At 71.7% G+C, this 19,003-nt stretch carries 22 protein-coding genes and 3 tRNA genes; 13 read left to right on the forward strand and 12 right to left on the reverse strand.

The window, feature by feature from the left end; translation table 11 throughout:
- Positions 1-14: 14 nt before the first annotated feature.
- The 6 genes from OG488_RS22305 to OG488_RS22330 all read left to right on the forward strand — a co-directional run bounded on the left by OG488_RS22305 (position 15) and on the right by OG488_RS22330 (position 5,500).
- The gene (locus tag OG488_RS22305) at positions 15-1,565 is read left to right on the forward strand and encodes a complex I subunit 4 family protein (RefSeq protein WP_329238922.1); all 1,551 of its coding nucleotides are present in this window, start codon (positions 15-17) and stop codon (positions 1,563-1,565) included.
- Positions 1,562-3,097: an NADH-quinone oxidoreductase subunit N gene (locus OG488_RS22310; RefSeq protein WP_329231778.1), complete on the forward strand. Its 1,536-nt coding sequence runs from the start codon at positions 1,562-1,564 to the stop codon at positions 3,095-3,097. Before OG488_RS22305 ends, OG488_RS22310 begins: the two co-directional genes overlap by 4 nt.
- A gap of 113 nt (positions 3,098-3,210) precedes the next feature.
- On the forward strand, positions 3,211-3,675 hold the full coding sequence (gene mscL, locus OG488_RS22315) for a large conductance mechanosensitive channel protein MscL (protein WP_329231780.1): 465 nt from the start codon (positions 3,211-3,213) through the stop codon (positions 3,673-3,675).
- 220 nt (positions 3,676-3,895) lie between these two features.
- Entirely contained in the window at positions 3,896-4,759 is an 864-nt protein-coding gene (gene htpX / locus OG488_RS22320; protein WP_099173877.1) for a zinc metalloprotease HtpX, read from the forward strand.
- The gene (locus OG488_RS22325; protein WP_329231782.1) at positions 4,756-5,148 is read left to right on the forward strand and encodes a YccF domain-containing protein; all 393 of its coding nucleotides are present in this window, start codon (positions 4,756-4,758) and stop codon (positions 5,146-5,148) included. The genes htpX and OG488_RS22325 overlap by 4 nt, the downstream gene beginning before the upstream one ends.
- Before the next feature lie 79 nt (positions 5,149-5,227).
- The gene (locus OG488_RS22330) at positions 5,228-5,500 is read left to right on the forward strand and encodes a GlsB/YeaQ/YmgE family stress response membrane protein (RefSeq protein ID WP_103517791.1); all 273 of its coding nucleotides are present in this window, start codon (positions 5,228-5,230) and stop codon (positions 5,498-5,500) included.
- A gap of 111 nt (positions 5,501-5,611) precedes the next feature.
- On the opposite strand, the gene OG488_RS22335 is transcribed toward OG488_RS22330, so the two are convergent.
- Positions 5,612-6,100, reverse strand: a complete 489-nt coding sequence (locus OG488_RS22335; protein ID WP_329231786.1) for a YajQ family cyclic di-GMP-binding protein — start codon at positions 6,098-6,100, stop codon at positions 5,612-5,614.
- Positions 6,101-6,263: 163 nt separating this feature from the next.
- Between OG488_RS22335 and OG488_RS22340 the strand changes: the two genes are divergently transcribed.
- Positions 6,264-6,345 (forward strand) — tRNA-Tyr (locus OG488_RS22340).
- A 342-nt stretch (positions 6,346-6,687) separates the two neighbouring features.
- Here OG488_RS22340 and OG488_RS22345 read toward each other — a convergent pair.
- The 10 genes from OG488_RS22345 to OG488_RS22390 form a co-directional block, all read right to left on the reverse strand.
- Positions 6,688-6,891, reverse strand: a complete 204-nt coding sequence (locus tag OG488_RS22345) for a hypothetical protein (protein ID WP_329231788.1) — start codon at positions 6,889-6,891, stop codon at positions 6,688-6,690.
- A gap of 73 nt (positions 6,892-6,964) precedes the next feature.
- Complete coding sequence (locus OG488_RS22350) at positions 6,965-7,801, reverse strand: hypothetical protein (RefSeq protein WP_329231790.1); 837 nt, start codon at positions 7,799-7,801, stop codon at positions 6,965-6,967.
- 105 nt (positions 7,802-7,906) lie between these two features.
- On the reverse strand, positions 7,907-8,269 hold the full coding sequence (locus OG488_RS22355) for a winged helix-turn-helix domain-containing protein (RefSeq protein WP_329231791.1): 363 nt from the start codon (positions 8,267-8,269) through the stop codon (positions 7,907-7,909).
- Positions 8,266-8,994 carry a hypothetical protein gene (locus tag OG488_RS22360; protein WP_329231793.1) on the reverse strand — a complete coding sequence of 243 codons (729 nt, stop codon included), beginning with the start codon at positions 8,992-8,994 and terminating at the stop codon, positions 8,266-8,268. The genes OG488_RS22355 and OG488_RS22360 overlap by 4 nt, the downstream gene beginning before the upstream one ends.
- A gap of 308 nt (positions 8,995-9,302) precedes the next feature.
- Positions 9,303-10,502: an MFS transporter gene (locus tag OG488_RS22365; protein WP_329231795.1), complete on the reverse strand. Its 1,200-nt coding sequence runs from the start codon at positions 10,500-10,502 to the stop codon at positions 9,303-9,305.
- A gap of 54 nt (positions 10,503-10,556) precedes the next feature.
- Positions 10,557-11,201, reverse strand: a complete 645-nt coding sequence (locus tag OG488_RS22370; RefSeq protein WP_329231796.1) for a response regulator transcription factor — start codon at positions 11,199-11,201, stop codon at positions 10,557-10,559.
- Positions 11,192-12,415, reverse strand: coding sequence for a sensor histidine kinase (locus OG488_RS22375; protein WP_443074238.1), 1,224 nt, complete (start codon positions 12,413-12,415; stop codon positions 11,192-11,194). The genes OG488_RS22370 and OG488_RS22375 overlap by 10 nt, the downstream gene beginning before the upstream one ends.
- Positions 12,416-12,507: 92 nt before the next feature.
- Positions 12,508-13,170 (reverse strand): DedA family protein, encoded by a 663-nt coding sequence (locus OG488_RS22380; RefSeq protein WP_329231798.1) that lies wholly within the window; start codon positions 13,168-13,170, stop codon positions 12,508-12,510.
- A gap of 170 nt (positions 13,171-13,340) precedes the next feature.
- On the reverse strand, positions 13,341-13,997 hold the full coding sequence (locus OG488_RS22385; protein WP_329231800.1) for an SDR family oxidoreductase: 657 nt from the start codon (positions 13,995-13,997) through the stop codon (positions 13,341-13,343).
- Between the two features lie 34 nt (positions 13,998-14,031).
- Positions 14,032-15,252, reverse strand: coding sequence for an amidohydrolase family protein (locus OG488_RS22390; RefSeq protein ID WP_329231802.1), 1,221 nt, complete (start codon positions 15,250-15,252; stop codon positions 14,032-14,034).
- Positions 15,253-15,560: 308 nt separating this feature from the next.
- Here OG488_RS22390 and OG488_RS22395 point away from each other — a divergent pair.
- From OG488_RS22395 to OG488_RS22420, 6 genes are all read left to right on the forward strand, one after another.
- A tRNA-Thr gene (locus tag OG488_RS22395) sits at positions 15,561-15,633 on the forward strand.
- Between the two features lie 46 nt (positions 15,634-15,679).
- Positions 15,680-15,752 (forward strand) — tRNA-Met (locus tag OG488_RS22400).
- A gap of 89 nt (positions 15,753-15,841) precedes the next feature.
- Positions 15,842-16,006 (forward strand): 50S ribosomal protein L33, encoded by a 165-nt coding sequence (gene rpmG / locus OG488_RS22405; protein ID WP_003956487.1) that lies wholly within the window; start codon positions 15,842-15,844, stop codon positions 16,004-16,006.
- 112 nt (positions 16,007-16,118) lie between these two features.
- Positions 16,119-16,571: a MaoC family dehydratase N-terminal domain-containing protein gene (locus tag OG488_RS22410; protein ID WP_329231804.1), complete on the forward strand. Its 453-nt coding sequence runs from the start codon at positions 16,119-16,121 to the stop codon at positions 16,569-16,571.
- Positions 16,571-16,999 (forward strand): MaoC family dehydratase, encoded by a 429-nt coding sequence (locus tag OG488_RS22415; RefSeq protein ID WP_329231805.1) that lies wholly within the window; start codon positions 16,571-16,573, stop codon positions 16,997-16,999. The genes OG488_RS22410 and OG488_RS22415 overlap by 1 nt, the downstream gene beginning before the upstream one ends.
- Before the next feature lie 220 nt (positions 17,000-17,219).
- Positions 17,220-18,275 (forward strand): UDP-N-acetylmuramate dehydrogenase, encoded by a 1,056-nt coding sequence (locus OG488_RS22420; RefSeq protein ID WP_406464023.1) that lies wholly within the window; start codon positions 17,220-17,222, stop codon positions 18,273-18,275.
- Between the two features lie 69 nt (positions 18,276-18,344).
- Here the strand turns inward: OG488_RS22420 and OG488_RS22425 are convergent, their stop codons facing one another.
- On the reverse strand, positions 18,345-18,980 hold the full coding sequence (locus tag OG488_RS22425; RefSeq protein WP_329231807.1) for an NAD(P)-dependent oxidoreductase: 636 nt from the start codon (positions 18,978-18,980) through the stop codon (positions 18,345-18,347).
- Positions 18,981-19,003: the final 23 nt, after the last annotated feature.

Consider the following 19,003-nt stretch of genomic DNA (forward strand, 5'->3'; position numbering starts at 1 on the left):
TCAGCGCATCCGTGATGCAGTTCCTTCTGGCGTTCGTCGTCGTCGCCCCGCTCCTCGGCGCGGTCGCGGCCCTCCTGCCCGCCCCGCCCGGGCTCAAGGGCAGCAGCCCCGACCAGGCCGTGCTCCGCCACGGCGTGACCGTCACCGGCGCCGTACTCCTGGCCACGCTCGTCCTGGCCGCCGGCTTCGACCACGACCACCCGTCGAGGATGCAGGCCACCACGGACATCAGCTGGATCCCGGCACTCGACGTCCGGATCCATCTCGGCACAGACGGCATCTCGCTCCCCCTTCTCGTGCTGACCGCGCTGCTGACCTTCCTCTGCGCGCTCTACAGCTACTTCAAGCTCCCCGCGGGACCCTCCCCGAAGGCCTTCGTCGCTCTCGTCCTCGTCCTCGAGGCCGGCACCCTCGCGACCTTCGCCGTCCTCGACCTGATGCTGTTCTTCCTGGCCTTCGAGATGGTCCTCATCCCGATGTACTTCCTCATCGCCCGCTGGGGCGGCGACCGGAAGCAGCCCGCCGCCTGGAAGTTCATCCTCTACACCCTGCTCGGTTCCGTGATCATGCTGCTGGGGCTGCTCCTCATCGGACTGAAGAGCGGCACCTTCGACATGGTGGCACTCGCCACTGACAACGGCCGTGGCCTGACCACGTCCGTGCAGGTCATCGCCGTACTCGCCGTCGGGATCGGGCTCGCCGTGAAGACCCCGATGTGGCCCCTGCACAGCTGGCTGCCGGACGCCCACACCGCGGCCCCCACCGTCGGCTCCGTCCTCCTCGCCGGCGTGCTGCTGAAGATGGGCACCTACGGCTTCGTCCGGATCCTGCTCCCCGTCGCCCCCGACGGGATGCGGACCTTCGCGCCGTACCTCGCCGCCTTCGCCGTCGTCGGGATCATCTACGGATCCCTCGCCTGCCTCGCCCTCGCCCGCCCCGGCGCCAAGGGCGACCTCAAGCGCCTGATCGCCTACTCCTCCGTGGGCCACATGGGCTTCGTGCTCCTCGGCATCGCGACGATGACCCCGACCGGCGTCAACGGCGCGCTCTTCGCGAACATCGCCCACGGCCTCATCACCGGCCTGCTGTTCTTCCTGGTCGGCGCCGTCAAGGACCGCTACGGCACCGCCGACCTCGACACCCTGTCGGGTGCCACCGGAGCCGCCCTCTACGGCCGCGCCCCCCGGCTCGGCGGACTCCTCGCCTTCGCCGCGGTCGCGTCGCTCGGACTCCCCGGCCTCGCCGGATTCTGGGGCGAGATGCTCACGCTGTTCGGCGCCTTCGACCCCGCCGCGGGACTCAGCCGCCCCGCCTTCCTCACCTTCATGGCGATCGGCGCCTTCGGCACCCTGCTCACCGCCGCGTACATGCTGATCGTCGTACGCCGCGTCTGCATGGGCGAGCACCGCGAGCAGCCCCACCCGGTCGCCGACATCCAGCGCTACGAATTCGCCGCCTGGACCCCGCTCGCCGCCCTGACCGTCCTTGCCGGCCTCTGGCCCGCCGTCCTCCTCGGCCTCACCGACCCGGCCGTGCAGAAGCTCCTCGCAGGAGGCAAGTCGTGACCGTGGCAGCCGGCAGCGCAACCGGGGCGGAAAGCCTCGTCCAGTCCGTCGACTGGCTCGCCATCGCACCCCCCGTCATCGCGGCGTCCGCAGCCCTGCTGATCCTCGTCGCGGACCTCTTCGTCGGCGAACGGCACAAGCCGCTCCTCGGCTACGGGGCGGTGGCCGGGCTCGTCGCCGCGCTCGCCGTGCTCGTCCCGCTGCGCGCCGGTGACCGCTCCACCTTCTGCCTCACCGGCGCCACCCAGGCCTGCAGCTACACCGCCGACCACTTCGCGCTCGTCATCCAGGCGCTCGTGCTCGGCGGAGCACTGCTCACCGCGCTGCTCTCGATCGGCGACACCCGCAAGCTCCCCGCCGGCGAGTTCTGGTTCCTGCTGCTCTCCTCCGCGGCGGGCGCGGCGCTCCTGCCGGCGGCCCGGGACCTGGCCACCCTCGTCGTCGCGCTCGAAGTCGCCTCGCTCCCCGCGTTCGCCCTCGTCGGCATCAAGCGCGGCGACCGGCGCTCCTCCGAGGCCGCCCTGAAGTTCTTCCTCTCCTCGGTCGTCGCCACCGCCGTCATGCTCCTCGGCGTCAGCTTCGTCTACGCCACCACCGGCACCATGCACCTCACGGAGATCGCCGCCCGGCTCGACGACGTACCGGGCAGGTTCACCACCCTCGCCGAGGCGGGCGTCGTCCTCACCCTGGTCGGCTTCGCCTTCAAGACGGCCGTCGCCCCGTTCCACTTCTGGGTCCCCGACACCTACGTGGGGGCGCCGCTCCCCATCGCCGCGTACCTCTCGGTCGTCGGCAAGGCGGTCGGTTTCTCCGGCCTCATCCTCGTCACCGTCATCGGCTTCCCGTCGTACGCCGACGTCTGGGGCCCGGCCCTGGCCGTCCTCGCCGCGCTGACCATGACCACGGGCAACCTCGCCGCGCTCCGCCAGAACGCCACCCGCGCCCGGAGCGCCGTGCGCCTCCTCGCCTGGTCGTCCGTCGGCCAGGCCGGCTACCTCCTCGTACCGATCGCGGCAGCCGCCTACGCCGGGGACACACAGATCGGCTCGACCGTCGCCTACGCGCTCATGTACGCCGTGGTGAACCTCGGAGCCTTCGCGGTCGCCGCCCTGGTCGCCCGCAGCCACCCCGGCAACCGCCTCAGCGACTACCGCGGCCTTTACGCAACCCGGCCCCTGGCCGCGCTCGCCCTGGGCTTCTTCCTGCTCTGCCTCGCGGGCCTGCCGCCCGGCATCGTGGGCCTCTTCGCCAAGGTCACGGTCTTCTCCACGGCCGTCGACGCGGGACTCGGCTGGCTCGCCGTCGTCATGGCCGTCAACGTCGTGATCGCGCTGTACTACTACCTCCGGTGGACCGCCGCGCTCTTCAGGAGCCCGGCGAAGGACACGGCCGCCGAAGACGTCCCCGCCGCGCCCACGCACCGGGTCCCCGCGCCGCTCACCGTGGCGATCGTCCTGACCGCCGTAGCCGGAATCACACTCTCCGGGGCACCGCAGCTCATCCTCCGCTTCGCCGCCGTCAGCCTCTTCTGAGCCGCTCCGACCGGCTTGCCCGCGGAGCCGCGGACAGGGCATGGTCATGCGTGCAGGCGTCACGAAAAGGGACGCAGGACGACCACACAGAAGAGCACAGAGGAGCCAGAGCGGTGCTGAACGGGTTCAAGGACTTCATCCTCCGCGGGAACGTCATCTCCATGGCCATCGGCCTCGCCGTGGGAGCCGCCTTCACCGCTGTCGTCACCGCCTTCAGCAACGCCTTCATCCTGCCGCTGATCGGCCTCTTCACCCGCGGCACCGGAGACTTCAGCAAGGCCTCCTACTCCGTCGACGGCGTGACGTTCCCCTACGGCCTCTTCATCAGCGCCGCCATCGCCTTCCTCATCACCGCCGCGGTCCTCTACTTCCTGGTCGTCCTCCCCATGGCCAAGGTCCAGAACCGCTTCACGGCCAAGGCGGAGGAGAAGGCGGCCGACATCAAGGCCGCCCTGCGCGACTGCCCCCAGTGCTTCAGCGAGATCCCCTCGGTCGCCAGCCGGTGCGCGCACTGCACCTGTGAGGTCGAGCCGGACGCCGAGGCGCGCGCTCTCGCGGGGCTCCCCGCCCAGCGCTGACCCCTCCACCGCGCGGAGCCACCCGCCCGCGGCGGCACTTCCACCCGTACGGCCCAGGGGCGGATCCACCAGGATCCGCCCCTGCTGCCTGTGCCCCCGGCCACCTCGCACAAGGGAACTAGCTCCCTTCGCCTCGCGTTGACCAGTACAGGACGTTCCACTGGGGAGTGGAGCACCACCGAGCAAGGGTTCCCCTGCTGCACCATTTGGAGGGCGTACCGTGCACCGCCGGCACAACGGGCTGAAAACCGCTGTACTCCTCGGGGGCCTCTCGGCCCTCATCATCGTCATCGGCAGCTTCTTCGGACGGACCGGCCTGATCGTGGCCCTCCTCGTCGCGCTCGCCACCAACGCCTACGCGTACTGGAACAGCGACAAGCTCGCCCTGCGCGCCATGAGGGCCCGCCCGGTCAGCGAATTCGAGGCACCGCAGCTCTACCGCACGGTCCGCGAGCTCTCGACTGCGGCGCGCCAGCCCATGCCCCGGCTCTACATCTCCCCGACGCAGGCACCGAACGCCTTCGCCACCGGCCGCAACCCGCGCAACGCCGCCGTGTGCTGCACCGAGGGCATCCTCCAGATCCTCGACGAGCGCGAACTGCGCGGCGTGCTCGGCCATGAGCTGAGCCACGTCTACAACCGCGACATCCTCATCTCCTCCGTCGCGGGAGCCCTCGCCTCCGTCGTCATGTTCCTGGTCAACTTCGCCTGGCTCATCCCCGTCGGGCGGTCGGACGACGACGACGGCCCCGGTCTCCTCGGGATGCTCCTGATCATGATCCTCGGCCCGCTCGCCGCCTCCGTGATCCAGCTCGCCGTGAGCCGATCCCGTGAGTACCAGGCCGACGCGTCCGGGGCTCAGCTCACCGGCGACCCGCTCGCCCTGGCGTCCGCCCTGCGCAAGCTGGACGCCGGGACCAAACAGCTTCCGCTCCCGCCCGAACCGCGGATCGAGACCGCGAGCCACATGATGATCGCGAACCCGTTCCGTCCCGGGCAGGGCATGTCCAAGATGTTCTCCACCCACCCGCCCATGGCTGAACGCATCGCCCGACTCGAGCAGATGGCAGGGTATCGACCATGAACGCAATCCTGAACGTCATATGGCTGGTCCTGTGCGGACTCTGGATGTTCCTGGGCTACATCGCCGCGGGGCTCCTGCTCTGCATCACGATCATCGGCATCCCCTTCGGCGTGGCCGCGTTCCGTATCGGCGTCTACGCCCTCTGGCCCTTCGGCCGCACCGTCGTGGACCGTCCCGGAGCCGGAGGCGGCTCCCTCATCGGCAACGTCCTCTGGGTCGTCCTGGCGGGCTGGTGGCTCGCGCTCGGCCACATCTTCACCGGCATCGCCCTGTGCGTCACGATCATCGGCATCCCGCTGGGCATCGCGAACTTCAAGCTCATCCCGGTCTCGCTGATGCCCTTCGGCAAGGAGATCGTCCCGAGCGACCAGCCGCTCGTGGGCCACTGACGGAACGGCCGGCCGGCAACCGCACCCGTCCTGAAGGCGTCATGGCTTGCAGGAACGAGTGACGGGTAGGAACGCGGACATGAGCATCATCAGCTGGATCATCCTTGGGCTGCTGGCCGGCGCCATAGCCAAAATCCTGCTTCCGGGCCGCGACCCCGGGGGCATCATCGGCACCACCCTGATAGGCGTCGTGGGCGCCTTCCTCGGCGGCTGGCTGTCGTCGCGCTTCCTGGACCGCCCCATCAGCACGGACTTCTTCGACGCGGCTACCTGGGTCGCCGCCATCGCGGGATCCCTCGTCCTGCTGATCGCCTACCGGCTGCTCTTCGGCAACTCCCGCGAACGCCGCTGACCCGGCCCCCGGTCGCCGCTGCCCGCTGCCACGCGAACGGCAACGGGGCGGGAAGCGCCGCACGGCGCTTCCCGCCCCGCCCGCGCCCCGCTGCACACGGCAGCGAGCCGTCTACCGGTAGTTGGCGAACTGCACCGCGAAGTCGAGGTCCTTGCCCTTGACCAGCGCCTGCACCTCCTGCAGGTCGTCCCGGCTCTTGGAGCTGACGCGCAGCTCGTCGCCCTGGACCAGCGCCTTGACGCCCTTCGGGCCCTCATCGCGAATGATCTTCGCCACCTTCTTGGCGTTCTCCTGGGAGATGCCCTCCTCGATCGTGGCGAAGATCTTGTACTCCTTGCCGGAGAGCTGGGGCTCGCCCGCGTCCAGCGACTTCAGGGAGATCCCGCGCTTGATCAGCTTGGACTGGAAGATGTCGAGGATCGCCTTGACCCGCTCCTCGCCGTTCGCCTCCATGAGGATCTTCTCGCCGGACCAGGAGATCGACGCGCCCGTCCCCTTGAAGTCGTAGCGCTGGGAGATCTCCTTGGCGGCCTGGTTGAGGGCGTTGTCGACCTCCTGCCGCTCGACCTTCGAGACGATGTCGAAACTGGAGTCGGCCATGACGTGTGGCTCCTTGCGTCGTATGCGGTGGGTACGGCACAAAGCCTAGCCACCCCCGCCGGCGCCCGGTGCTGATCAACCGGGTGGCGTAGCACCCCTGGGTATCGGGTATCGTTTACGTCGTCGCCAAGGAGCCCTTACGGGGATCCGAGGCGTCGTTCCAGGCGGTGTGCCCGAGTGGCCAAAGGGAGCAGACTGTAAATCTGCCGGCTTCGCCTACCCAGGTTCGAACCCTGGCGCCGCCACAGGACGGGAAACCCCGTCCGACCTGCTTAAACACCAGGTCGGGCGGGGTTTTTTCGTGCGTGCACGTGTCGCTGCGGAGCGGGCCTGCCGGCCCCCGAAATCCCACGCCGTCCCACCGGGATCCGCCCTTGTCGGGGTGTGTCCCCCCGGCTGCCCCCAGCCTGTCCCCCGGGGGAACAGGCTCACTCCGTCTCGTCCCACTCTCGTGCGGGTCTCGTTCCACTCCCGTAGTGCTGTGCCGATCCCCGAAGAGCGCGATCCATCAGCACGGTCGGTCCAGGGGCGGATCCGGCCCGGCCGGCCTCCGGCGTAGTCGGCCGGTGGATTCGGTTCTGGTGGCGTCAGCCGTCGAACCGGACGACGAGGCGGACTCCCTCGTCGCCGCGCAGGTGTGCCGGCGAGCGCATGACCGACCGGACGGCGCCCCATTCGCTGTCGGGTACGGCGTCCTTCCGCCGCAGGCGGCCGACGCGGAAGAGCCGGTCGCCGTCCGGCCACTCCGAGTTCTCGGGAAACGGTGCCCGCGGAGTCGAGCTGCCGGGCATCGGTGAGGCCGCAGCAAGTGCTGTATGCGCAGAGCGCGGTCCGCCCGTGCGGGACATGCTCCTTCTCGGCGGATCAGGGCCGCTCGTAGAACTGCAGCACCCCGCCGGCGGAGAAGCAGGCCGCGCCCGTGAGCGTGCCCCAGTTGGCGATGTCGACGTTCAGGACGCTCCCCGTGGCGGGGCGGGTGAAGTCGGCCAGTGCCGAGGCCATGAAGAGCACCGATCCGAGCTGGTTGACCGCGACGATCCACCAGCCGAGATCGCGCGTACGGATGCCGGGCCGGCCGTGGCACACCTCGACCAGGGCGAGGTGTCCGGAGACGAGGAACAGCGTGCACCCGATCAGGTCGGGGGACCAGATCAGCGCGTTCGCCTGCCGTACGGAGAGCCCTTGCATCAGGGAGCCGAGCAGGTTGATCCCGAACACCAGCGTTCCCGCGAACAGCAGGAAGGTGCTGAGCCAGTCGATCCGGCCGGGTTCGTAGCTCCACCATCTCCAGAGTCGTGGGGAAAGCGCCCCGCTGCGGCTGTCCTGGCGAGGAGCGTTGATCACCTGGAGCAGGGACGCGTAGCCGCCCGTGTTGAAGAACAGGCCTCCGAGGAAGTAGATCCAGGCACCCGTCGCACCGCCCGTGCCGAACTGGGCCACCGAGGCCCCGGAGACGAACAGGCCCCCGCCGGCCGCGAACGCGCCCGCGGCGATGGCGTTCAGCCTGCGGAGGCGATCCACCGACGCGGTGTCCGCGCGTCGGGGCCGGTTCCCGGACTCTCCTGAGGCCCGCACGGTGAGCAGGCCGCGCTTCCGCGCCCGCCGTGAGTCCCAGACAGCGGTGCTTCCATCACTGAGGCGCCAGGTCAGACGGGTCGTGAACGGCCCTGCGCCTTCGGCGCGCTCCTCGGTTCGGCTCACCTGCCGACCCTAGTCCTGCGGTGGGTGTTTCATCCCGCTTGCGTGCCCGGGGCGGGGGGAATTCTGTCCCGGGCACGGAAGCGGGCCGGGGCTGCTGAACCGACGTCAGGTGCGGGGAGCGGGGGAGCGGTCCAGGCGGAGGACGAGCGCACGCAGGGCCCGGAGTTCGGCGTCCAGGGCACGCGCGCCGTCCCGGGTGAGGGTGACCCATGTCCGGGGGCGCCGGCCCGCATAGCCCTTCTCCACGGTGATCAGACCCGATTCCTCCAGCACCCTCAGATGCCGCGAGAGGTTCCCGTCCGTGACGGCCAGCTGCTTCTTCAGGAAACCGAACTCCACCCGGTCGGCTTCCCGGGCGATGGTGAGAACGCCGAGCCGCACACGTTGGTGGACGGTGTCGTCCAGCGACTGGGTCGGATGCGGTCCTTCTTGCTCGTCCGACGTAGCAGCCGAGGCCCCGACACTCATGGGGCAACCGTACCCGTACCGGCGTCCCCGGACGCGGCTCGGCGGAGGGAGACCGCCCGTTCGGCCAGGCCGCCGAGGAGCAGGACAGCGGCGAGCAGCAACGCCTTGGCCTCGGGGCCGTCGGCCCAGCCCGGGTGGACGGGGTGCTGCCCGGGAACCCAGCCGCTGCCCCAGGACGCGCCGAGATAGCCGGTCAGCAACAACGCGTGGGCGGTACCGGCGGCTACGGCGATCCAGCTGCGTTCGACCAGTCCGAGGGCGACGAGGCCGATGCCGGCCAGATACCAGGGCGAGGTGTAGCTGTTCTCCAGCAGAGTTGCCTCCCACGACTGGCCCCGGACGAACAGCAGTGCCAGCAGGGCCGTCCCGATCGCCGCGGTGGCCAGGGCGGTCGTACGGATCCACGCGCCGCGACGCGGGACGACGCCCCTGGACTCGCCGCGCACGCGGTACCAGCGGGCGAAGACGAACCAGGCCAGGGGGAGAAGCGCGAACCACACGCCCCAGGCCGCGAAGCGCAGGGTGGCGCCGTCGAACTCGCCTTTCAGGCACGGCGTTCCTGGCTCATGGACCACGCAGAGGCCGCTCAGCTCCGCGTACGCGAAGAGCGGATAGGACGCGACGTTGCGGCCGTGGGCTCCGAAGTTGAAGGCGTACCGGGCGACGGGAGCGGCCGCCAGGGCGAGAAGGCCGAGGCCGACGAGGGAGATCCACGAGCCGTTCATCTGCGCGCGGGTGCCGGCCCGCAGGCTTTCCGCCGTCGCCAGGAGGCCGGCCGCGTGAGCCTCCGGCCCTGACTCCGTACTGCTTGATGCCGGCCTTCCCATGACGTCCCCCGTCGGTCGTGCCTCGGTAGCCGTCGGCCACCCCGCACATCTACTTTGTATTGCAAAGTGCCTGGCGGTCAAGAGTGATTGGCGGAACAGGAGACGGGTGGGGTCGCGGCGACTCCTTCCCGCGGTGCCTGAGGGGCCCTCGGCCGTTCGGCTCGCCCCACTGGGGACGGAAGCGCCGACCGGGGGCCACCGCTCTCTCACGCCGCCGCGGCACCCGCCGGGCGCCGCAGCAGGTAGACACCGGCGCACGACACCAGGACGGCCATGCACGCGATGAAGACCAGCCCCGCGTCCTGGAGGCCGATGTGGACCGACAGGACGCCCACGCCGATCACCGGCAGCGAGATGCCCGCGTAGGCCACCACGAACAGCGTCGAGATGACCGCCGCCCGCTTGTCGGCCGGTGACGCCGCGGCCACTTGGGCCAGGGCGGCCCGGAAGGTCAGCCCCTGGCCCGCGCCGCCGAGGAGTGCGCTCAGCACCACCAGGGGCAGCAACTGCCACCACAGCGCGGCCGCGAGCAGCGCGAGCCCGCCGAGGAGTCCCGCGCAGCCCAGGGGCAGTGACCGCCGCTCACCGATCCGGCCGACGGCCGACTGCCCGGCGATCGAGGCGAAGAAGGCCAGCGCGACGATCAGCCCGCTCACCGCGTGGTTGTCGACGTCCAGGAACTCGGACAGGAACGCCGGGCTGACCGAGGTGAACACCCCGAACAGCGCGAACCCCACGAAGGACGCAGCCGCCGCCGGCCGGAACACCGCCCGGACTCCGGGCGGCAGTCCGGGCCGCTGCGGACGGACGGTGTTCAGGGGCCGCCGCTCGCCCACGGTCTCCTTCAGGCCGAGCAGGACGACCACGGAGACGGCCAGCAGCGCCAGGTGCACGACGAACGGCAGGTACAGCGGCCAGGGCGCGTACTGCGCGAGGATCCCGGCGAGCAGCGGCCCGCAGCCCAGGCCGCCCATGTTCGCCGCCGTCGCCACGAACGAGGCCCTGGGAGAGCCCCTGCCCGGCGCCAGCTCCATGACGTACGCGGTGGCCGCCCCGGTGAACAGCCCGGCCGACAGGCCCGACAGCAGCCGTCCCGCGAAGAGCCAGCCCAGAGCGGTGGCGCACAGGAAGCAGACCGCGCTCGCCGCCGCGCAGCCCAGGCCCCAGAGCAGCACCGGGCGTCTGCCGACCGCGTCGGAGGCGTTTCCCGCCAGCAGGAGCACCCCGATGACGCCGAAGGCGTACACGGCGTACACCACGGTCACCGTCAGCTCGGAGAAGCCGAGCTTCTGCTGGTAGAGGCTGTAGAGCGGCGTCGGCAGAGTGGTCCCCGCCATGCACACCGCGAACACCGCCCCGCTGAGACAGCAGGCGAGCCAACCCCGGCGATCAAGGCCACCGTCCATGGGACCGACGGTATCCCGCAGGCGCTCCGGCAGGCCGCAACGCCTCGCGCCCGGCTACGACTCCAGGTACCTCAGGACGGCGAGGATCCGCCGGCTGTGACCGGTGGTCCGCGACAGATCCAGCTTGTCGAAGATCGCGTTGAGGTTCTTCTCGACCGCGCTCACGGAGATGTGGAGCTGCTTCGCGATCGCCGTGTTGGTGAGCCCCTGGGCCAGGGCTTCGAGGACATCGCGTTCGCGCGGTGTGAGGCGGGCCAGGGGGTCACCGTGGGCGGAGCGGACGACAAGCTGCCGGACCACCTCGGGATCGAGGGCGGCGCCACCGGCCCGCACGCGCTCCAACGCCTCCAGGAACTCCTCGACCTGGGCGACCCGGTCCTTGAGGAGGTACCCCACCCCTTCCGCGCCGGAGGCCAGCAGTTGGGCCGCGTAGTGGCGTTCGATGTGCTGCGACAGCACCAGCACACCGGTGTCCGGCCACCGCTCGCGGATCTCCAGCGCCGCGCGCAGCCCTTCCACGGTGTGCGTCGGAGGCATCCGGATGTCGAGGACGACGACGTCCGGCCGCCGTGCCTCCATCTCCTTCAGCAGGGACACCGCGTCCCCGAACGAGGCCAGAACCTCGTGCCCCTCCTCGACGAGGAGCCGGACCAGCCCCTCGCGCAGCAGGGCCGAGTCCTCGGCGAGCATCAGGCGCATGGAAGCTCCGCGGTCACCGTGGTCGGTCCCCCCTCGGGGCTGTCGACGCGCAGAGTGCCGTCGAGCGCGTCCACCCGGCTGCGCAGACCGCTCAGCCCGATGCCCGCGGGGTCCGCGCCGCCCTTGCCGTTGTCCTGGACGCACACCGTGAGCACTCCGCGGTCGAGCAGCACGCGCACGGACACAGCCGTGGCGACCGCGTGCTTGGCCGCGTTGGTCACGGACTCCGACACCACGAAGTACGCGGCGGTCTCCACCGGCCGGGGCAGGGGCCCGCGGACATCGAACTCCGTGCGGACGGGGATCGAGCACCGCTCGGACACCCCTCCCAGGGCCTCCTCCAGCCCCAGGCTGTCGAGCGCCGAGGGGTAGACCCGCCAGGCCACTTCGCGCAGTTCCGCGAGGACGTCCCCCGCCTCCTGGTGCGCCTGGCGCAGCAGCGCGTCCGCCTGCCCCGGGTCGCGTCCCCTGCGGGCCCGGCCGAGCAGCATGGCCAGGGCAACCAGCCGCTGCTGGATTCCGTCGTGGAGGTCGCGCTCGATGCGCCGGCGCTCGGCGTCCACCGCCCGGACGGCCGCCGCCCGGCTTCCGGCCAGTTCGTCGACCCGCCGGCGCAACAGTTCCTGCTCGGAGGGGCCGAAGCACGCGCGGGCGAGCCGGGAGTCCAGAGCGAGGAGCGAGCGGAGCCCCTGGAGGTCGAGGAAGAGCAGCACACCGCCGAGGACGGCCTGCACGAGCAGCTCCTCCCACCGGAGCGAACCCCGCAGCATCCCCCTCGTGAGCAGTCCCGCCAGGACGGCACCACAACCCAGCAGCCCGATCACGAGGGCGCACAACAGCCCGGCGTAGCTGCGGGCCGCCAGGTAGCGGAGGACCCTGCGGTCGGACGCCTCGTAGTGCTCCGGGAAGCGGTCGCCGAAGAAGGACGACCTGCGCTTCCGTTCCAGCTCCGCCTGCCGTCGGGCTCCGGCCACGAAGACGCGGAGGGCGCGGGCCCGGGTGCGCGGCCACAGCAGGAAGGGGCCGAGAACGCTTCCGGCGAGGACGACGTAGAGGAATCCGGCCAGGGCCGTCGCGCAGCCGAGGAGCGTTCCCCGCACACGGCGCCACCAGGAGACGGTCCGGCCGGCCTCGGCATCGTCCGTTCCGGAGCCCTTCCGCCCTGGCGGGCCCAGGAGGTGACGGGTGGTGAGGTCCGCGGGATTCCCCTGCACGACGACGGAGCCTAGTGCGGCGGCGGGTCCGCAACAAGATCGCTCGGACCGTCCAGGAGGCGGGGGCGCCACCCGCGGGTGGCCCGGGCGGTTCACGAACTGCGGCGGTGCTGAGCGCGGTCGTTGCCGCGCAGCCGCAGGACCACGTACGTCACGACGGCCACGACCGCCAGGCCGAGCACCGCCTTGGAGGCGTAGCCCACGTACGTCCCCACCGACTCCCACCGGTCGCCCAGCCAGTATCCGGCCATCACCAGAACCGAGTTCCAGATCAGGCTGCCGAGCGCCGTCAGCGTGACGAAGACGGGCAGGGGCATGCGCTCCACGCCCGCGGGGACGGAGATGAGGCTGCGGAAGACCGGCACCATGCGGCCGAAGAAGACCGCCTTGGTGCCGTGCCGGGCGAACCACTCCTCCGTGCGCACCAGGTCGGAGGCCTTCACCAGCGGCAGCTTCGCCCACAGGGCGTGCATGCGCTCCCGGCCGAAGCCGGCGCCGATCCAGTAGAGGACCAGGGCTCCCACGACCGAGCCGAGCGTGGTCCAGAACAGCGCCGAAGCCAGGCTGAGGACTCCCTGCCCGGCGGCGAAGCCGGTCAGCGGCAGGATCACCTCGCTCGGCAGCGGGGGGAAGAGGTTCTCCAGAGCGATGGCCAGGCCCGCTCCGGGGCCGCCCAGGGTCTCGACGAGTCCGGTGGCCCAGCCCGCGATGCCGCCCGAGGGCTCCTGCGGTGCAGCCGCGTACGTGAGATGCATAGGGTCTCCAAGTCGGCGGGTCGTCACTCCGGGGCGTGTACCCCGATCACCCTCCATCTTGGGAACCGCAGCTCACCGGCCGGTATGCGGACGGCCGTCCGGTCCGGTGCGGTTCTCCGCAGGAACCGGACCTGCGGAGAACCGCACCCCTGCGCGGGCAGCGCCCGGCCTCAGTTCCCCGCGATGTCCTTCACCGCCACGGTCACCGGCTTGGAGCCGCTGATCAGCTCCAGCGTCAGGCCCGCCGTCGCGGGGGTGTCCAGCAGTTCCGCCAGCACCGCCGCCACGTCGTCACGCGGGACCGGCCCGCGGCCCGTCGACGCGGCGAGCAGGACCTGGCCGGTGCCGGCGTCGTTCGTGAGCATCCCGGGGCGCAGGATCGTCCAGTCCAGGCTGCTCCTGGAGCGCACGTACGCGTCCGCCTCGCCCTTGGCCCGCTGGTAGATGTCGAAGACCTCGTCGCCGGAGCGGCCGGGATCGGCGCCCATGGAGGACACCACGACGTAGCGGCGCACCCCCGCCCGCTCCGCGGCGTCCGCGAAGAGCACGGCCGCTCCCCGGTCCACCGTGTCCTTGCGCGCCGAGCCGCTGTCGGGGCCCGCGCCGGCCGCGAAGACCACCGCGTCCGCTCCTCGCAGGACCTCCGCCACCTCCTCGACCGAGGCCGACTCCAGGTCGAGGACCACGGGCTCGGCGCCCGCCGCCTCCAGGTCCTCCCGCTGCTCCGGGTTGCGGATCACACCTACCGCTTCGTCACCGCGCGCGGCGAGCAGCCGCTCCAGCCGCAGCGCGATCTGACCATGTCCACCTGCAATGACAATGCGCATGCTTCCGACCGTACGCCGCGCGGGACGCTCGTGCTCAAGCCCCGCCGCCGGGGCCGGAATCGGCGCGTCCCTGACGGGGGAGGTCCAGGGCGGCCGCGGCCTCCGAGTCGCAGTACTCACGTACGGCGCTGGTCCGCGCCACCACGCGTCCCCGGTGCACCACGATCCGGCTGTACGCGAGGGAGAGCACCCCGGCCAGCCCGTCCCCGCGCACGGCCAGCAGCTCGGCGGGGAAGCCGGCCTCGACGCGCACCCCGGGAAGGCCCAGGGCCGCCCTCGCGGCGGCGGAGACGGCCTCGTAGGCGGACCCGGGGCCGAGGCCGCCCTGGGAGGCGAGCAGGTAGGCGGCCTCCAGGGGGTCGCCGCGGCCGACCGGGTTGGCGCTGTCGCGCAGGGCTCCGCTGCCGGCGGCCACCCGCACCCCGGCGGCCCTCAGCAGCCGTACGGGCGGGCTCCCGCGGAGCCGGGAGCCCGAGCAGCCGCCCTGGGGGAGGCAGATCACCGTCACGGCGGCGGCGGCGAGCCGGTCGGCGGTGCGGGCCGCCTCGTCGCCCGGAAGCCGCGAGAGACCCGCACAGGGGCCCAGGCAGACACCGGGACGGAGCCCGCCGGCCATCGCGGCCAGCCGGGCGAGCCGGGCGGGGTCGTCACCGTCGGTGTGGAGGTCCACGGGCCGGCCCGTGGCGGCGGCCAGTTCCAGGACCGCCTCGGTGTAGCCGGCCGGATCGGGGTCGAGGTCGGGGCAGCCGCCGATCACGTCCGCGCCCATGTCGACGGCGTCACGGAGCACGGCGAGGCCGTCGGCCCCCGCGACGCCGGTGAGGAGCCGGGGCACCGCGACGGCGGTCAGTTCCGTGAGGCCGCGCAGGGAGCGGCGCGCCCCGAGGACGCCTTCGAGGGAGCCGAGTCCCTGGACGTCGCCGACGCGTACGTGGGCGCGCAGCGCGGTGGCCCCGTGGCTGAGCTGGAGCAGCGCGGCCTCCGTGGCGCGGCGGCGGACGTCCTCGGGCCGGCGGGACGCGGGGCCCTCCGCGGCGCCGGTGAGCGCCGTGTCCGCGTGGGCGTGGGGCTCGGCGGGGGCGGGCAGCAGGAGGTACCCGCGCAGGTCCAGGCGGGTCCCCCGGGCGGTGAGACTGCCCGCCGTGCCGACCGCCTCGATCCGCGTGCCGCCGATGCGTACGTCGACGGTGCGCCCGTCCGCGAGCCTGGCTCCGCCGAGGAGGAGTGCGGGCGCGTCGGTAGGGCTGTCGGGCATCGCGCCGCTCCTGGAAGAAATGCAAGATCACGCAGAGTGCGCCCAACCTAGGCGGATGCCCCTCCCGCTCCAGGGAGGAGCGAATTAGTCGTACGAATGTGGCCCTGGCGGTGAGGGCCGGGGCGGGCCCGGAGAGGTGCCTCACGGGCGTCCGCGAGGTGCGCGGCGGAGATCACGTACGGGCTGATCAAGGGCCTGATCAGGGGGGTGGAGGCGGGTGCCGGCCGGGGGGCGCGGCGGGGTCCGGTGAGGGTGACGGAAACGGATTTGGGCGATCGGCGAGAGACCGTGTAATGTCTTCCTCGCTCGCCCCAATAGCTCAGTCGGTAGAGCGTCTCCATGGTAAGGAGAAGGTCTGCGGTTCGATTCCGCATTGGGGCTCTGGTGATCGGGTCACCCCGCTTCGGCGGGGGAAGCCCGGCATCAAAGCGGTGTAGCTCAGTCGGTAGAGCAAGCGGCTCATAATCGCTGTGTCACCGGTTCAAGTCCGGTCACCGCTACTAACGGTAGCCGATTGTGGGGTCGGTCCTTCGATCGGCTACTCTTTTTTGCGTTCATCCGTCCATCCGTCCGTCCAAGGAGCACTCACGTGGCTGCCACCGACGTCCGCCCGAAGATCACGCTGGCCTGCGTGGAGTGCAAGGAGCGGAACTACATCACCAAGAAGAACCGGCGTAACAACCCGGACCGTCTTGAGATGAAGAAGCACTGCCCGCGCTGCAACTCACACACTGCGCACCGCGAAACGCGCTGAAAACAGGCTCGTACACGAGGCCGTCCCCATTGGGGGCGGCCTCGTGTCGTTTATCTTGATGGCTCGGGCTGTCCCTCGCCCTATTCGACTTTCATCAGGAGGTACCGGGCTCATGGCGCTCGACCAGTCCTTCGTGGGGCGGACCTATCCGCCCACCCCGGCGTACGAGGTCGGCCGGGAGAAGATCCGGGAGTTCGCGGAAGCGGTGGGTGACACCAACCCCGCGTACGTGGACCCGGAGGCCGCCAAGGCTCTCGGGTACTCCGACGTGATCGCTCCTCCCACTTTTGTCTTCTCCATCACCTTCAAGGCCGCGGGCCAGGTCGTCCAGGACCCCCAGCTGGGCCTCGACTACAGCCGCGTGGTGCACGGTGACCAGAAGTTCGCCTACGCGCGTCCCGTCCGGGCGGGGGACCGGCTTACGGTCACCTCCACCATCGAGGCGATCAAGACGATGGCGGGCAACGACATCGTGGACATCCGCGGCGAGGTGCACGACGAGTCCGGCGAGTACGTGGTGACCGCGTGGACGAAGCTGGTGGCACGCGCCGCCGAGGAGGCGTGATGACGGCGAACATCGCCTACGGGGCGGTCGAGGTCGGCACGGAACTGCCGGCGCGGTCGTTCCCGGTGACCCGGGCGACGCTGGTGCAGTACGCGGGCGCCTCCGGTGACTTCAACCCGATCCACTGGAACGAGAAGTTCGCGAAGGAGGTCGGGCTGCCGGACGTCATCGCGCACGGCATGTTCACGATGGCCGAGGCGATCCGGGTGGTCACGGACTGGACCGGCGACCCGGGCGCGGTCGTCGAGTACGGGGTGCGGTTCACCAAGCCGGTCGTCGTGCCCAACGACGCCACCGGTGCGCTGATCGAGGTCAGCGGGAAGGTCGCCGCGAAGCTGGACGACAACCTGGTGCGGGTCGACCTGACCGCGACGAGCGACGGCAAGAAGGTCCTCGGCATGTCCCGCGCGGTCGTGCGGCTCGGCTGAGCCCGCTGTACGCGGGGTGAAGGGGTGCGGTCCAGGGGACCGTGCCCCTTCGTCGTCGTCCGGTCGCCGGGGCGCTCGACCGGGTCACCCGCGCTGCGAGCCGGCCTCCGGCCCGGCACCCGGGACGGCCGCGGAGTGTGTCCGCGTGGCCGTCCGACCTCTGGCCCGCCCCGCACGGTCCGTGGTCCGCTCCCGGGCCGTGGACCGTACTCTTGTCCCCGTGCAGGAACTCCACGACGCCCCCCTCGCCCCCCTGACCACCTTCCGGCTCGGCGGCCCGGCCGGCCGCCTCCTGACGGCGACCACCGACACCGAGGTGATCGCCGCCGTACGCGAAGCCGACGACAGCGGCACCCCGCTCCTGGTCATCGGTGGCGGCTCCAACCTGGTCATCGGCGACAAGGGCTTCGACGGGACGGCCCTCCGCATCGCGACCAAGGGCTTCGCGCTCTCCGGTACGACGCTCGAGCTCGCCGCGGGCGAGGTCTGGACCGACGCCGTGGCCCGTACGGTCGAGGCGGGTCTGGCCGGGATCGAGTGCCTCGCCGGGATCCCCGGGTCCGCCGGGGCGACACCGATCCAGAACGTCGGCGCCTACGGGCAGGAGGTGTCCTCCGTCATCACCGAGGTCGTCGCCTACGACCGGCACACCCGGGAGACGGTCACCCTGCCGAACGAGGCCTGCGGCTTCTCCTACCGCCACAGCCGTTTCAAGGCCGAACCCGACCGGTACGTCGTCCTCCGCGTCCGGTTCGGGCTGGAGGACGCGGGCGGCCGGTCCGCGCCCCTGCGCTACCCGGAGACGGCCAGGGCCATGGGCGTCGAGCAGGGCGACCGCGTCCCCCTCGCCTCCGCCGGCGAGACCGTCCTGCGGCTGCGGGCGGGCAAGGGGATGGTGCTCGACCCGGAGGACCACGACACCTGGTCGGCCGGGTCCTTCTTCACCAACCCGATCCTCGACGAGGCGCAGCACGCGGCCTTCCTCGACCGCGCCGCCGAGCGCCTGGGCGCGGACGTCACGCCCCCGGCCTTCCCCGCGGGCGACGGGCGGATGAAGACCTCGGCCGCCTGGCTCATCGACAAGGCGGGCTTCACGAAGGGCTACGGCACGGGCCCCGCGCGCATCTCCACCAAGCACACGCTGGCCCTCACCAACCGGGGCGGGGCGACCACCGAGGACCTGCTGGCGCTGGCCCGCGAGGTCGTCGCAGGGGTCCACGAGGCCTTCGGGGTCACCCTCGTCAACGAGCCGGTGACGGTCGGCGTCAGCCTGTAGCCGCCCGGCCTGCGGCCCACGGCCCGGCGGCCCATGGCCCCGCGCCGGGGTCACGGGCTCCGGGGCGGTTCAGTAGGCGATGCCCACGCCCTGCTTCACCGCGCCCGGCTCGTCGATCAGCGCCAGCATCGCGTGGGCCACATCGGCCCGCGCGAGGGACCGTCCGCTGCGCGGGGTGCCGCCCACGACCGTCCGGTACGTCCCCGTCAGCGGGCCGTTCGTGAGCTTCGGCGGCCGCACCGACGTCCAGTCCGTCGCGCCGGCGGCCAACGCGGCCTCCATGCGTGTCAGATCCGCGTACACCTCCTTGAGGACCGCGCCGATCACCCGGCGGACCACACGGTCCAGCAGGGGGTCGTCCGCGGGCTCCGGGCCGACCGGTGCCGCGCTGACGACGAGCAGCCGGCGCACCCCCTCCGCCTCCATCGCCCCGGTCACCTGCCGGGTCAGCCGCTCCGCCACGTCGCCGGCCTTCCGGCCCCGGGCCCCGAGCCCCGAGAGCACCGCGTCCCGCCCCGCGACCGCCGCGCGCACGGCGGCGGTGTCGCCCAGGGGCACGACCGCGTGCAGAGCCGCGCCCCGCAGGCCCTCCGGAAGCCGTGCGGGGTCCCGGACCACGGCCGTCACCTCGTGCCCCGCCGTGAGCGCCTGCCGCACGATCTCCTGGCCGACGGCCCCCGTCGCTCCGAACACTGTGAGCCTCATGGCGCACGCCTCCTCAGGTGGGT

It is taken from the genome of Streptomyces sp. NBC_01460, assembly GCF_036227405.1.
In the GTDB taxonomy this organism is placed as follows: Bacteria; Actinomycetota; Actinomycetes; order Streptomycetales; family Streptomycetaceae; genus Streptomyces.